Below are 12,378 nucleotides of genomic sequence, written 5' to 3' on the forward strand. Positions count from 1 at the left end.
GGTTTTATAGCGTTCCAAATATACTTGTTGTTTTCAGGATGAAGGGAGGTTTAACACATCTTTCATAGTAAAGACGCCGCTTTTCCCCTGTATCCACTCCGCAGCGATGACCGCTCCAAGGGCAAATCCATCGCGATTGTGTGCTGTATGAATCAGTTCCACCTGATCCACTTCGCTTGAGTAGGTGAGGTGATGGGTTCCTGGGACCTCTCCTTCCCGATAGGCTCGAATGGGCAGATCACGGCTGTTGTCAGGATGCTTGCCTTCCTCTACCAAGGAGTAACCGGTGTAGTCTGTGTGTTTGATGAGGTCTTCCGCAAGAGTGATTGCAGTTCCACTGGGAGCGTCCAGCTTATGAATGTGGTGGGTTTCTGAGAGCTCTGCTCTATACTCTTTACGGGCACCCATCAACTGGGCCAAATAGCTGTTTAGAGCAAAAAATAAATTTACGCCCAGACTAAAATTGGATGCGTACAAGAAGGCTCCCTTTTGCTGTTGGCACAATTCAAGGGCTTCTTCATAGCGATCAAGCCAGCCTGTAGTCCCAGAAATGACCGGAATACCTGCCGTGAGCCCTTTTTCAATATTTCCGAAAGCCACTTCGGGCAGACTGAAGTCGATGATGACATCGGCTTCTTCCCAAGGATCCGTTTCTGTACCGTCGTTGATTCGTGCGCAGATGTGGTGGCCTCTGGAGAGGGCAATACGTTCAATCGCCTTGCCCATTTTTCCGTATCCGAAAAGTGCAATTTTACTCATGCTTCGGCGGTTCTAAACCTAAAATTTTATTTGAAAGGCCATCCCGTAGTACGGGTTCATCATGAAGGGATCCCGTTCCAGAAAGGGCTGAAAATCAATGGTGAGTTCCTCGCTGACGTTGTACTGTTTGAGGTGGGCGTCCACGTTGGCATCGATAATGTTTAGTGCGTAGAGGACGATGGTGATCAAAAGAGAAAGATCCCGGTCTTCCTGAAAGCGCACTTGCGCATCTTCTAAAGCGGTATCCGATACATCGGGCCCTAAACCATCCCCGTTGATATCGTAAAACTCGTCCGTCACTAAGCCCGCTTTTCGCGCCTTAAAGGCATCGCGGTAGCGGTTGTATTGGGTATTGTTAAAGTTATAAGCGTAGACTCCCGTTCCTAAGGCGGCGTAAACCAAAGGTACTTTCCAGTATCGCTTGTTGTAGGCCTGGCCTAATCCAGGTAAAAGGGCGGAATAAAAGGCAGCCCGGCTCGGAGCCAAAGGATTGATCTTTCGCTTGACCACTTCTTCTACCTTAAAACCACGACCATTCAAATTCTGAGCAAGCGAATCGGTATCACTCTGGCGGGGAATACTGTCTTGCTGAGCAAACAACAGCCCAGTACAAAAGAATAAAAAGATCGCTAGGGTCTTATTCGCCACTACTTAAGAGTTTTTTCAAGCGCTTAAAGTCTTCTTTGGAGTGAAAAGGAATTACAATTTTACCTTTTCCTCGGGCGGAACTGCTCACCTGCACAGCCGTTTCCAAGTAGTCTTCAATGGCCTCAACATGTTTGGAAATATAGGAGGGGAGTTCGGGACTAGCAGAACTTCCTTTACTGGTTTTCTGGTCCTTATCCTTGTATTGTTTAACCAATTGTTCAGTGGCTCGGACCGAAAGTTGTTGATTCTTTATCTTTTCAAAGAGGCCCAATTGATCCTCTTCAATATCGACGTTGACCAGCGCTCGTCCGTGGCCCATACTGAGCTGGCCATCGCGCATGGCGTTTTGTAATTGCGGATGTAATTTGAGTAACCGGAGGTAATTGGTGATGGTCGATCTCTTTTTCCCCACCCGCTCACTCAATTTTTCTTGGGTCAAGCTGACATCGTCGATCAAGCGCTGGTAGGAGAGGGCGATCTCAATCGGATCGAGATCTTCCCTTTGTATGTTTTCGACCAAAGCCATCTCGAGAGACTCCTGGTCATTGGCAATTCGAATATAGGCAGGAATAGTCTTCTTCCCGAGTAATTTAGAGGCTCTGAATCTTCGCTCACCCGATACCAACTGGAAGGTGTTGAAACCGATCTTTCTTACGGTAATGGGCTGAATGATACCCAATTCGCGAATAGATCCGGCCAACTCTTTTAGGGCTTCGTCATTAAAAACCGTACGGGGTTGAAATGGGTTGACCTCAATAGAATCGAGTTCCAATTCCACCACATTCCCAATCACCTGGTCTGCGTTCTTATCGTCGACCGACTTGATGTCATTTTCAGGATCTTTGAGCAGGGCTGAAAGGCCTCTTCCTAATGCTTGTTTTTTCGCTGCGCTCGCCACCTACTGTACTTTCTCTTTGTTCTTATTCAAAATTTCGTTGGCCAGGTTGAGGTAATTGGATGCCCCCCGGCTACTCGCGTCGTATTTAATAATACTCTCTCCAAAACTTGGAGCCTCGCTGAGTTTGACGTTTCGTTGGATGATGGTGTCAAATACCATATCAGAAAAGTGCTTTCTCACTTCTTCCACGACCTGATTGGACAAGCGTAAACGAGAATCAAACATGGTGAGGAGCATTCCTTCAATATCCAGTTCACTGTTGTGTAATCGCTGTACACTTTTGACGGTGTTCAACAGTTTGCCCAAACCTTCCAAGGCGTAGTACTCACACTGGATTGGAATGATCACCGAGTCTGCAGCAGTCAGTGCATTCAGGGTTAAAAGACCAAGCGAAGGAGCGCAGTCGATTAAGATATAATCGTACTCCTCACGAAGCTTAGAAACGGCTTCCTTCATCATGTACTCCCGGTTGTCCTTGTCGACAAGTTCAATCTCGATCGCAACCAGGTCGATATGCGCTGGAATGAGATCGACATTAGGCGAACTGCTCTTGACAATAACATCGTAAGGACTCGCGGTGTGTTCGAGTAATTGGTAGGTGCCTAATTCTACGGTATCCACCTCTACTCCAAGGCCTGAAGTGGCATTGGCCTGGGGGTCCGCATCAATCAACAACACCTTCTTTTCCAGAACTCCCAAAGAGGCTGCGAGGTTGACTGTAGTGGTTGTTTTACCTACACCGCCTTTTTGATTAGCAACGGCTATTATTTTGCCCATTAATCAGTAGTTGAAGGTTAAAAGTACAATATATCTTGCGGCTGGAAAACGCAAAATTGTTAACAGTCGGTGGATAACCTTTATTTCTTCGAAATTGCGTTGAGAATTTCAATTGCGGTCTCACTGATCTTCGTGCCTGGCCCAAATACAGCAAGGGCTCCAGCATCAAAAAGAGCGGGATAATCTTGTCGGGGAATTACCCCTCCTACAATCACGCGAATATCGCCTCGTTTATAGGCTTCCAGTTCTTTGATGACCTCGGGAACCAGGGTGTTGTGGCCACCGGCAAGGGAAGAGATACCCAAGAAGTGGACATCGTTTTCGACAGCCTGTTTAGCGACTTCGGCTGGGGTTTGAAAGAGCGGCCCGATATCGACATCAAAGCCCAAATCCGCATAGGCGGTAGAAACCACTTTGGCACCGCGATCGTGACCGTCTTGGCCCATTTTTGCAATCAAAATTCTGGGTCGACGCCCTTCCTCCTCCGCAAAGGCATCTGCCAAGCTTTGGCCTCTTCAAAACTGGGGTCCTTTTTAATTTCTTTAGAATACACGCCTGTAAAGGATTTGATTTCGGCTTGGTAGCGCCCAAAAGACTTTTCCAGAGCCAGACTTATCTCGCCCAAGGAGGCTCTTTCCCGTGCTGCACGAACCGCCAACTCAAGCAAATTTTCTGCTGCATTACCTGCTTGTATGGCCTCTGCAGCCTGCTCTAATGCTTTTAAGCACTCTTGGGTTTTCGCTTCGTTGCGCTGCTGCCGAAGTGCTTTGAGTCCTTCTAGTTGGCCTTGGCGAACTTTTTGGTTGTCTACCGCCAGAATCTGAAGTTCCTCTTCTTCCTCTAAGGTATAACAATTGACACCAACAATTTTTTCTTGCCCACTGTCAATGCGCGCTTGCTTCCGCGCAGCGGCTTCTTCAATGCGCATTTTAGGGAGGCCCGCTTCAATAGCCTTGGTCATCCCGCCCATGGCTTCGACCTCCTCGATCAATTGCCAGGCCTCTTCGGCAATCTCGGCGGTGAGTTTTTCCATTTGGTGACTGCCTCCCCAAGGATCCACTGCTCGGGTAATCTGGGATTCTTGCTGGAGGAAGAGTTGGGTGTTCCGAGCTATCCGTGCCGAAAAATCCGTTGGTAGAGCAATGGCCTCATCCAGGGCATTGGTATGCAAGCTTTGGGTTCCGCCAAAGGCAGCGGCCATGGCTTCGATATTGGTGCGCGCCACATTGTTAAAGGGGTCTTGCTCGGTCAAACTCCATCCACTGGTTTGGCTGTGTGTACGCAACATGAGGGATTTCTCATTTTCTGGTCCGAACTGACGTACCAACTTGGTCCAGAGCATGCGCCCGGCTCTCATTTTAGCGATTTCGGTAAAATGACGCATTCCAATCCCCCAGAAGAAAGAAAGTCGGGGGGCGAATTGATCAATTTGGAGACCGGCAGCCAATCCTGTTCGGATGTATTCCAAGCCATCAGCCAGGGTGTAGGCCAATTCCAAGGCAGCAGGAGCGCCAGCTTCGTGCATATGGTAGCCCGAAATACTGATACTGTTGAATCGGGGCATATGCTCGCTGGTATACCCGATGATATCCGAAACAATTTTCATGGATGGGCTCGGTGGATAGATATAGGTGTTGCGGACCATGAATTCCTTGAGAATATCATTCTGAATGGTGCCGGCCAATTGGGCAGGGGCTACGCCTTGTTCTTCTGCAGCGACGATATAAAAGGCCATTATGGGCAGAACGGCCCCGTTCATGGTCATGGAAACCGACATTTTGTCCAGGGGAATTCCCTCAAACAAACGCTTCATGTCTTCCACAGAGTCAATGGCCACCCCAGCTTTACCCACATCGCCAATTACCCGCTCATTATCACTGTCATAGCCTCGGTGGGTGGGAAGATCAAAAGCCACGGACAATCCCTTTTGCCCGGCCGCCAGGTTTCTTCGGTAGAAGGCATTGCTCTCTTCAGCCGTTGAAAAACCAGCGTATTGTCTTATGGTCCAAGGTCTTTGCACATACATACTGGGGTAGGGCCCTCTTAAAAAAGGAGGGAGGCCCGCCGCAAAGCCGAGATGATGGACGGTCTGTTCCGTATGGGGAGTTGCTTTTTTACTGCTCATGAAGTACTCGTCGTTTTTTCTTCTTGCATTCTGGCCTTCTCTTTAGAGGCTGAAAGTCTTCGCAGAGGAAGAGGTTCGATCAGGGTCTTTTCATTTCTAGGAGCCGGGAAGGCCGTCGCGGCATACATAGCCATTTGATCATCGGGATTGGGGTATTTATTGGTCCCGATCAGCACGAGCTCTCCCTGGTCAAAAAGCCCCTGTTCCTTTTCTGCGGATTGGCGAATCCGCTTTTGAAGTCTTCCGGTATGCAAGGCATCCAAAAGACCCCCTTCTTTTTCCCAACGCACCCACAAGGCATGAGCTTTTTCGACTAGCTGGGCCGTTAGGGCTTCGACGTAGTAACTGCCGTCGGTAAATCCGGCATGCAGTCCACTTTCGTGTTTTAGGAGCAGCAATTGGTTTCGTGCAATGCGGTGCCCAAAGTCGTTGCTGTTGCCGTAGATGACATCGTAAGGGGCATTGTAGATCAAGTCAGCCCCACCGAGGATTCCGGCCATACACTCCGAACAAGAGCGCAGTAAATTGACGTTGTAGTCATACACCGTCTTGTTGCGAAGGGCTGGCGTTGCTGTGAGGTGAATGTTTAGTTCTGGCCACTTTTGTTGCACCAAAGTGCGTAAAGCGCGAAGCTTAGCTATTTCATAAAAGTAATTGGGGCCAATTCCTATGCGTACCCGAAGGGCAGTAATCTTACCCGCTAGTTTTGGGTGTTCGATGTAGGCTTGCATATGTCCCAGAATTGCGGACAACTGTTCGGTGGCGTTGGCTCCGCTGTTGGCATAGGGCAAGGCATCGATCCCAAGGAAGGCCTCTCCATGCAGCTGCTCGGCCAGCTTGCTAAGTGATTCCCATTCCTTATCCAAAGTAGAAGGCCAATTACCTGTGGTACACAGTTGACCAATGGGATCGTGAAAAAAGTGTACTCCGTTTTGTTGTTTTTGAACAGGTCCCGTTAAGCTGTCCAAGGCCCATTGCGGCCAGTGTTCTGTTCTCATGTAGAGCGGAAAAGGAAGTTCCAGGAGCTGATCCAGCTCTTCTTTATTTTCGGGAATAAAGGATTCGACCCAGAAGGCTTCCATGCCTTGCTGATGGCCTTCTTCACTGAGAATTTTTAAACTCCTGAACGAAAGGGGTTGTTCATCGGCATAGAATCCAAGCCCCTGCGTTAAGGTCCAGTCTTTAGGGGGTTCTATTGCAGGGAGTTCAGGATAGTCTTCTGCCGTATAAAAAGGCTTGGTCGCAATCCCTTCCGGGGAATTCCACACCAGGGTGGATTGGTAATCCGCACCCTTGAGGGCAACCTGTATTTTTTGTTTCCAGGCCGCGTCGCTCGGCTTATCAAATTCCGAAAACAAATCAGGGTTCTTCATTCTGCTTTTTTATGCTGTCCAGGTGCTCGATGACAAACACCTCTTCGTTTTCTTTCTGCATCCCGTAACGTTCCCGGGCGTAGCGTTCCAGTTCTTTGGGATCTTCCAGGGCTTTCAGTAAATCCTGGTCTTTACTGATTTCCTTTTCGAGCTGGGCTTTCTCGTATTGCAACTGATCAATCTCTTTACTTAATTCCTGGTGGATTTGAAAAGAATTGGTGTCAAAGAAAAGCATCCAGACCACAAAGAGGGTCAGGACGATCAGGTAGATGTTTTTTGCGTATTTAAGATACCCCATGCTGTTGAATTTCGGATTGAAGCATACGGCTCAACCAACGTGTGTTGGCCGGTTTGTGATCGTAATTGGGTACGATAAAATCTGCACAGGAGCGGGTAGGGGCCACAAAGGCGTCATACATCGGCTTCACCACTTCGCGATAACGCTGGATGGATTTATCCAGGTCGTGGCCTCGTTCACTGAGATCTCTTCTCATTCTGCGCAAGAGACGTTCGTCGGTGTCGGCTTCAATAAATAGTTTAAGGTTAAAGAGGTCCCGCAGTGCAGGGGGGTGGAAGACCAAGATTCCTTCGACAATGAGAATCGCTTTGGGTTCAATTCGAAGGGTTTCCGCCAGACGGGTTTCCTCAACAAAAGAATAACAGGGACAGTCGATGCCTTTTCCGGCTTGTAATTCTTTGATCTGGGACAGCATCAAATCGAAATCTATGGAGTCGGGATGGTCAAAATTGACCCGACTTCTCTCTTCTCGGGACATATGCCCCAGATCCTTGTAGTAGAAATCTTGAGAGAGTACGCTAACGGCCTCTTTGGGCAAGTCCGCAACGAGTTGATCGACAACCGTTGTTTTGCCACAACCTGTACCTCCAGAAACCCCAATTATCAGCATAGTTATTCTTTGGTTCAAAAATAAGAAATCCTAGAGGCATCCTTCGGAACTTTGGAAGCGAAAGATCATCCCTTCCTCTTCTTTATTCCAAGAAAAATTTCAGGACAAGGCTGGATTCTGCAGTATAGCTTTGGGGAATGATCGAGATTAGTAGTAATTTCAACAACTTTTAATTTTCGACCTCATTTCATGAAGCAATCCTATTCGATTTCGGTAGATGATCAGCACACTTTTGAGCTGAGCGCTGCCGATTTAAAGGAGCTGGATGTGCACCGGGTATCCCCCACAAGTCTGCACGTGCTTTACCGAGGAGAGTCTTTTCTTCTCGAAGTCAAAGAAGCCCAGTTTCACCAGAAAAAATACCAGATACAAAGGGGCAGTACCCCCCATGACATTCAGATCGTCAATCCCTTGGACGCGCTGATTTCTTCTCTTGGATTTTCTCTGGATTCCAAAAACGATATTCAACAAATCACGGCACCGATGCCCGGTCTTATTCTGGATATCCACGTCAAAGCAGGGCAGGAGGTTCAGGAGAATGATCCTCTGCTTATTCTGGAGGCCATGAAGATGGAAAACGTGGTCGCGTCTCCTCGAGGGGGAGTCATCAAGGAAGTGCATGTAAGTCAGGGAACTGCTGTAGAAAAGTCCCAACTTTTGATTGAATTCGAAAACGATTAAGTAGATGAAAAAAATTCTGGTAGCCAACCGCGGAGAGATTGCGATCCGTGTAATGAAAACGGCGAAGAAGATGGGGATACAAACGGTAGCGGTTTATTCTGAAGCCGACCGCAACGCCCCTCATATACGCTATGCTGATCAGGCTTTTTGCATCGGTGCAGCGCCTTCGAATGAATCCTACTTACGGGGAGACCGCATTATTGAACTCGCCCAAAAAGAAGGGGTTGAAGGAATCCACCCCGGATATGGTTTTTTGAGTGAGAACGCTGACTTCGCTGAAGCAGTGGAAAAAGCAGGGCTCACCTTTATCGGCCCAAAATCCGATGCCATCCAAATTATGGGGAGCAAGCTCGCTGCAAAGGACGCGGTAAAAGCCTATGATATTCCGATGGTGCCGGGTACGGATCACGCCATTACCGATGTAGAGGAAGCACAGAAGATTGCCGACGAGATCGGTTACCCGATTCTCATCAAAGCTTCTGCTGGAGGTGGAGGTAAAGGGATGCGGGTCGTTGAAAAAGCAAAGGACCTGAAATCCCAAATGGAACGGGCCATCAGTGAGGCCACTTCGGCCTTCGGAGACGGCTCTGTTTTTATAGAAAAGTATGTGGGATCTCCTCGTCATATCGAGATACAGGTCATGGCCGATACCCACGGAAATATTCTCCACTTCTTCGAGCGGGAATGCAGTGTGCAACGACGCCACCAAAAAGTAGTGGAAGAGGCACCATCGGCCTTGCTTACTCCTGAACTTCGAGAAGAAATGGGGCAGGCAGCCGCGCAAGTTGCGCGTTCTTGTGGATATGTTGGAGCGGGCACGGTAGAGTTCATCATGGATGAGCAGCTGAATTATTACTTCCTAGAGATGAATACGCGTTTGCAGGTGGAGCATCCGGTGACTGAGATGATTACGGGAGTTGACTTGGTTGAGTTGCAGATTCGTGTGGCCCGAGGAGAAGTTCTTCCCATGAAGCAGGAAGACCTCAGGATCGAAGGACACGCCTTGGAACTACGCGTTTACGCAGAGGACCCCTTAAATGACTTTTTACCCAGCGTGGGTCTTCTGGAAGAATACCAGATACCCGAGGGACCAGGCATACGGGTTGACAACGGATACGAGCAGGGAATGAACATTCCCATTTACTACGATCCGATGCTCTCAAAATTGATCACCTACGGCAAAAGCCGGGAGGAAGCCATCAGTCTGATGATTCAGGCCATCGCCAACTACCGGATCAAAGGAGTCGAAACGACCTTGGCCTTTGGTGATTTTGTCTGCCGGCATGAGGCTTTCCGTTCCGGAAAGTTCGATACCCATTTTGTCAAGAAATACTACGCTCCGCAAGACATTAAAAAGGCGGCCGAAACCGAAGCCAAAGTCGTGGCCTTAACCGCTCTTTATCAATACCTGGAAGACCAAAAAGAATTGCGCATACCCTTGTCATAAACTATGGACTCAAAACAGAAAATACTTCAGGATAAATTGGCTCAGGCCCGATTGGGTGGTGGGGAAGACCGCATAGCCAAGCAACACGAAAAAAAGAAGCTGACGGCTCGTGAACGCATCGAGTTTTTGCTGGATGAAGGTTCCTTTGAAGAAATGGGCGCCTTGGTGACTCACCGGACCACCGACTTCGGAATGGAGAAGCAGCAGTATTATGGCGATGGGGTGGTAACCGGTTACGGAACCATCGATCAGCGTTTAGTCTATGTCTACGCCCAGGACTTTACCGTCTTTGGAGGAGCGCTTTCCGAAACCCATGCCGAAAAGATTTGCAAAGTGATGGAGCTGGCCATGAAGGTTGGCGCGCCTATTATTGGGCTGAACGATTCCGGAGGAGCAAGAATCCAGGAAGGGGTACGCTCTTTGGGTGGATATGCAGACATCTTTTTCCGCAACGTACAGGCTTCAGGGGTAATCCCTCAAATCTCGGCTATTATGGGTCCCTGCGCTGGAGGTGCCGTTTACTCTCCGGCCATGACCGACTTCATTATGATGGTGGAACAAACCAGCTATATGTTCGTCACCGGGCCCAATGTGGTCAAGACCGTCACCAACGAAGAGGTAAGCGCGGAAGAACTCGGCGGTGCTTCAGCCCATGCGGTTAAATCAGGGGTGGCGCACACGACCTCTCCTCATGATGCGGCTTGTCTGATGGATCTTCGAAGATTACTATCTTACCTTCCTCAGAATAACCAGGAGGTTCCGGCAAAACTTCCCTTCACCCTTGGCGAGGAGATTCGGGAAGAACTCGAAAGTATTGTTCCCGATAACCCCAACAAGCCTTATGATATGCATGAGGTGATCAGTGGGATTATCGATGAAGACAGCTTTTTTGAAATCCACAAGGACTACGCCGAGAACATGATCGTTGGCTTTGCTCGCCTTGGAGGCCAAAGTATAGGCGTAATTGCGAATCAGCCACTCTTCCTCGCCGGAGTATTGGGCGTGGAATCATCAAGAAAAGCAGCCCGGTTTACACGCTTCTGTGATGCCTTTAATATTCCTCTCTTGGTTTTGGTTGATGTGCCTGGATTCTTGCCAGGAACGGATCAGGAATGGAACGGCATTATTGTTCACGGAGCCAAGTTACTCTATGCCTTGAGTGAGGCGACGGTACCAAGAATCACGGTGATCACCCGTAAGGCTTATGGAGGGGCTTATGATGTGATGAACAGCAAGCATATCGGTGCAGATTTCAATTACGCCTGGCCAACCGCAGAAATCGCGGTGATGGGAGCCAAGGGTGCCAGTGAAATCATTTTCCGAAAAGAAATCAGTGCGGCTAAAGACCCGGCCAAGAAATTGGCCGAAAAAGAAGCCGAGTACGCTGATAAATTCGCCAATCCATATCGGGCAGCTGCGCGTGGATTTGTCGATGAGGTCATCTTGCCCAAAGAGACCCGCCGCAAGCTGATCAAGGCCTTCGCTTCGCTCGAAAACAAACAGGTAGAAAGTCCATACAAGAAACACGGAAATATTCCCTTGTAATGGTCGCTCTATCGGCATATCGGTGGAGGTTGACTTTTCTCTTTTTAGTGTTGGGTCTCTTCGGAGCCTTTGCCCAGGTAGAAGTAAAAGGGATCGTTGTATTTGACGATAAGCCGGTAGAGGGAGCATCGGTCTTTTTGAGTGGTACTACCTACGGAACCGTGAGTAGTGATACAGGGGAGTTCCTATTGGAAGTTCCCGAAGGCAAGTACAGCCTTGTAGTATCGCATTTGGGATTTAAAAATGTCGTCTACGAGCTCAATACCGCCGAGCTTCCAGAGCGCCTCAAGGTCGTTATGGAAGAGGGCGAAATCGCCCTGAAAGAAGTTGTTTTAGAAGGAAAGATGAGTGCTGAAGATCGCGCCTATTTTCTCAACCAATTCAAGTCGGAATTCATCGGTAGAGGACTGTTTTCGAACCAATGTAAACTGCTCAATCCCGATGATCTGCGTTTTAGCTATGATCGACAGTCGGGCACGTTACGGTTTATGCCGACAAGGCCCTTATTTTGCGCAATACGGCGCTGGGGTATGAGATCAATTACAGTCTGGAGTACTTCGCACAGCAAGGCCTGCAGACCTCCTTTTTGGGTTATTCTCGCTACACGCCGCTCAAAGGAAATAAGCGCAAGCAGAAACAATGGATACAAAACCGCCTTCGAGCCTATGCCGGATCCCGGCGTCATTTTTTCTCGGCCATTGCCAACAGAAGATCGACTGAGGAGGGTTTTTTGATCAGTCAATTTGTGCGGAAGAGAAATCCCCTATACCCAACGGAGAAAGAACTAGAAAGAGCCAAAGCCATCTTGCGAAAGGTGGGTACGCTAAACTTCAGCAGTCGAAACCAAAAACCCAAAACGGCTGCAGATTCAGCAGGAGTGATCATTCGGCGCAGTCGGGAGGTAAGCAAAATGGTGGATCAGGTTTATGCAGTGGGAATAGCCGACTCTCTTTTATTCCGGAAGTACAACGGGAAAACTGTTTTTCAATTTGACGACAATTTACGGGTATCTTATTCGGCTCAGGGAACTCCATTTGAATCTGATGAAATGCCCAAGAGAACCTTGGAGTCCATTGTGATCCCACTTTCTCAACCGAATACCATTCTCCCATCTGGGGTACTCGAAGTGCCACTAAATGTATTCTATGAAGGGCATTGGTCTACGGAAAAAATGGCGGTCTCGCTGCCCCTGGATTATCGACCATTTGAAGAATGAG

At 48.7% G+C, this 12,378-nt stretch carries 14 protein-coding genes; 5 read left to right on the plus strand and 9 right to left on the minus strand.

Annotated features, from left to right (window positions below):
- Window positions 1–33: 33 nt before the first annotated feature.
- The 9 genes from dapB to udk all read right to left on the minus strand — a co-directional run bounded on the left by dapB (window position 34) and on the right by udk (window position 7,488).
- Entirely contained in the window at window positions 34–759 is a 726-nt protein-coding gene (dapB, locus tag BST99_RS02210; protein WP_105000346.1) for a 4-hydroxy-tetrahydrodipicolinate reductase, read from the minus strand.
- Between the two features lie 18 nt (window positions 760–777).
- Entirely contained in the window at window positions 778–1,407 is a 630-nt protein-coding gene (locus BST99_RS02215; protein WP_245916164.1) for a DUF5683 domain-containing protein, read from the minus strand.
- On the minus strand, window positions 1,397–2,305 hold the full coding sequence (locus tag BST99_RS02220) for a ParB/RepB/Spo0J family partition protein (protein WP_105000347.1): 909 nt from the start codon (window positions 2,303–2,305) through the stop codon (window positions 1,397–1,399). Before BST99_RS02220 ends, BST99_RS02215 begins: the two co-directional genes overlap by 11 nt.
- Window positions 2,306–3,082, minus strand: a complete 777-nt coding sequence (locus BST99_RS02225; RefSeq protein WP_105000348.1) for a ParA family protein — start codon at window positions 3,080–3,082, stop codon at window positions 2,306–2,308.
- An 80-nt stretch (window positions 3,083–3,162) separates the two neighbouring features.
- Window positions 3,163–3,585: a cobalamin-dependent protein gene (locus BST99_RS15085; RefSeq protein ID WP_394335598.1), complete on the minus strand. Its 423-nt coding sequence runs from the start codon at window positions 3,583–3,585 to the stop codon at window positions 3,163–3,165.
- On the minus strand, window positions 3,537–5,207 hold the full coding sequence (scpA, locus tag BST99_RS02230; protein WP_394335599.1) for a methylmalonyl-CoA mutase: 1,671 nt from the start codon (window positions 5,205–5,207) through the stop codon (window positions 3,537–3,539). Before scpA ends, BST99_RS15085 begins: the two co-directional genes overlap by 49 nt.
- Window positions 5,204–6,580: a methylmalonyl-CoA mutase family protein gene (locus BST99_RS02235; protein WP_105000349.1), complete on the minus strand. Its 1,377-nt coding sequence runs from the start codon at window positions 6,578–6,580 to the stop codon at window positions 5,204–5,206. Before BST99_RS02235 ends, scpA begins: the two co-directional genes overlap by 4 nt.
- Window positions 6,567–6,878 carry an FtsB family cell division protein gene (locus BST99_RS02240; RefSeq protein ID WP_105000350.1) on the minus strand — a complete coding sequence of 104 codons (312 nt, stop codon included), beginning with the start codon at window positions 6,876–6,878 and terminating at the stop codon, window positions 6,567–6,569. The genes BST99_RS02235 and BST99_RS02240 overlap by 14 nt, the downstream gene beginning before the upstream one ends.
- Window positions 6,865–7,488, minus strand: a complete 624-nt coding sequence (udk, locus tag BST99_RS02245; protein ID WP_105000351.1) for a uridine kinase — start codon at window positions 7,486–7,488, stop codon at window positions 6,865–6,867. Before udk ends, BST99_RS02240 begins: the two co-directional genes overlap by 14 nt.
- 189 nt (window positions 7,489–7,677) lie before the next feature.
- Between udk and BST99_RS02250 the strand changes: the two genes are divergently transcribed.
- Genes BST99_RS02250 through BST99_RS02270 form a run of 5 tightly spaced genes read left to right on the plus strand, consistent with a single transcriptional unit; the run spans window position 7,678 to window position 12,377 of the window.
- Window positions 7,678–8,169: a biotin/lipoyl-containing protein gene (locus BST99_RS02250; RefSeq protein WP_105000352.1), complete on the plus strand. Its 492-nt coding sequence runs from the start codon at window positions 7,678–7,680 to the stop codon at window positions 8,167–8,169.
- 4 nt (window positions 8,170–8,173) lie between these two features.
- Complete coding sequence (locus BST99_RS02255) at window positions 8,174–9,616, plus strand: acetyl-CoA carboxylase biotin carboxylase subunit (RefSeq protein WP_105000353.1); 1,443 nt, start codon at window positions 8,174–8,176, stop codon at window positions 9,614–9,616.
- A 3-nt stretch (window positions 9,617–9,619) separates the two neighbouring features.
- Window positions 9,620–11,161 (plus strand): acyl-CoA carboxylase subunit beta, encoded by a 1,542-nt coding sequence (locus BST99_RS02260; RefSeq protein WP_105000354.1) that lies wholly within the window; start codon window positions 9,620–9,622, stop codon window positions 11,159–11,161.
- 29 nt (window positions 11,162–11,190) lie between these two features.
- The gene (locus BST99_RS02265; RefSeq protein WP_219843800.1) at window positions 11,191–11,895 is read left to right on the plus strand and encodes a carboxypeptidase-like regulatory domain-containing protein; all 705 of its coding nucleotides are present in this window, start codon (window positions 11,191–11,193) and stop codon (window positions 11,893–11,895) included.
- An 11-nt stretch (window positions 11,896–11,906) separates the two neighbouring features.
- Window positions 11,907–12,377, plus strand: a complete 471-nt coding sequence (locus tag BST99_RS02270) for a hypothetical protein (protein ID WP_146106179.1) — start codon at window positions 11,907–11,909, stop codon at window positions 12,375–12,377.
- The last annotated feature ends 1 nt before the right edge of the window (window position 12,378 follow it).

It is taken from the genome of Aureicoccus marinus (genome assembly GCF_002954325.1).
In the GTDB taxonomy this organism is placed as follows: domain Bacteria; phylum Bacteroidota; class Bacteroidia; order Flavobacteriales; family Flavobacteriaceae; genus Aureicoccus; species Aureicoccus marinus.

Excerpts from the sequence above, each read along its gene's own strand:
- scpA (WP_394335599.1), bottom strand. The coding sequence starts at position 5,207 with ATGAGCAGTAAAAAAGCAACTCCCCATACGGAACAGACCGTCCATCAT.
- dapB (WP_105000346.1), bottom strand. The coding sequence starts at position 759 with ATGAGTAAAATTGCACTTTTCGGATACGGAAAAATGGGCAAGGCGATT.
- BST99_RS02255 (WP_105000353.1), top strand. The coding sequence starts at position 8,174 with ATGAAAAAAATTCTGGTAGCCAACCGCGGAGAGATTGCGATCCGTGTA.
- BST99_RS02240 (WP_105000350.1), bottom strand. The coding sequence starts at position 6,878 with ATGGGGTATCTTAAATACGCAAAAAACATCTACCTGATCGTCCTGACC.
- BST99_RS02235 (WP_105000349.1), bottom strand. The coding sequence starts at position 6,580 with ATGAAGAACCCTGATTTGTTTTCGGAATTTGATAAGCCGAGCGACGCG.
- BST99_RS02225 (WP_105000348.1), bottom strand. The coding sequence starts at position 3,082 with ATGGGCAAAATAATAGCCGTTGCTAATCAAAAAGGCGGTGTAGGTAAA.
- udk (WP_105000351.1), bottom strand. The coding sequence starts at position 7,488 with ATGCTGATAATTGGGGTTTCTGGAGGTACAGGTTGTGGCAAAACAACG.
- BST99_RS02250 (WP_105000352.1), top strand. The coding sequence starts at position 7,678 with ATGAAGCAATCCTATTCGATTTCGGTAGATGATCAGCACACTTTTGAG.
- BST99_RS02260 (WP_105000354.1), top strand. The coding sequence starts at position 9,620 with ATGGACTCAAAACAGAAAATACTTCAGGATAAATTGGCTCAGGCCCGA.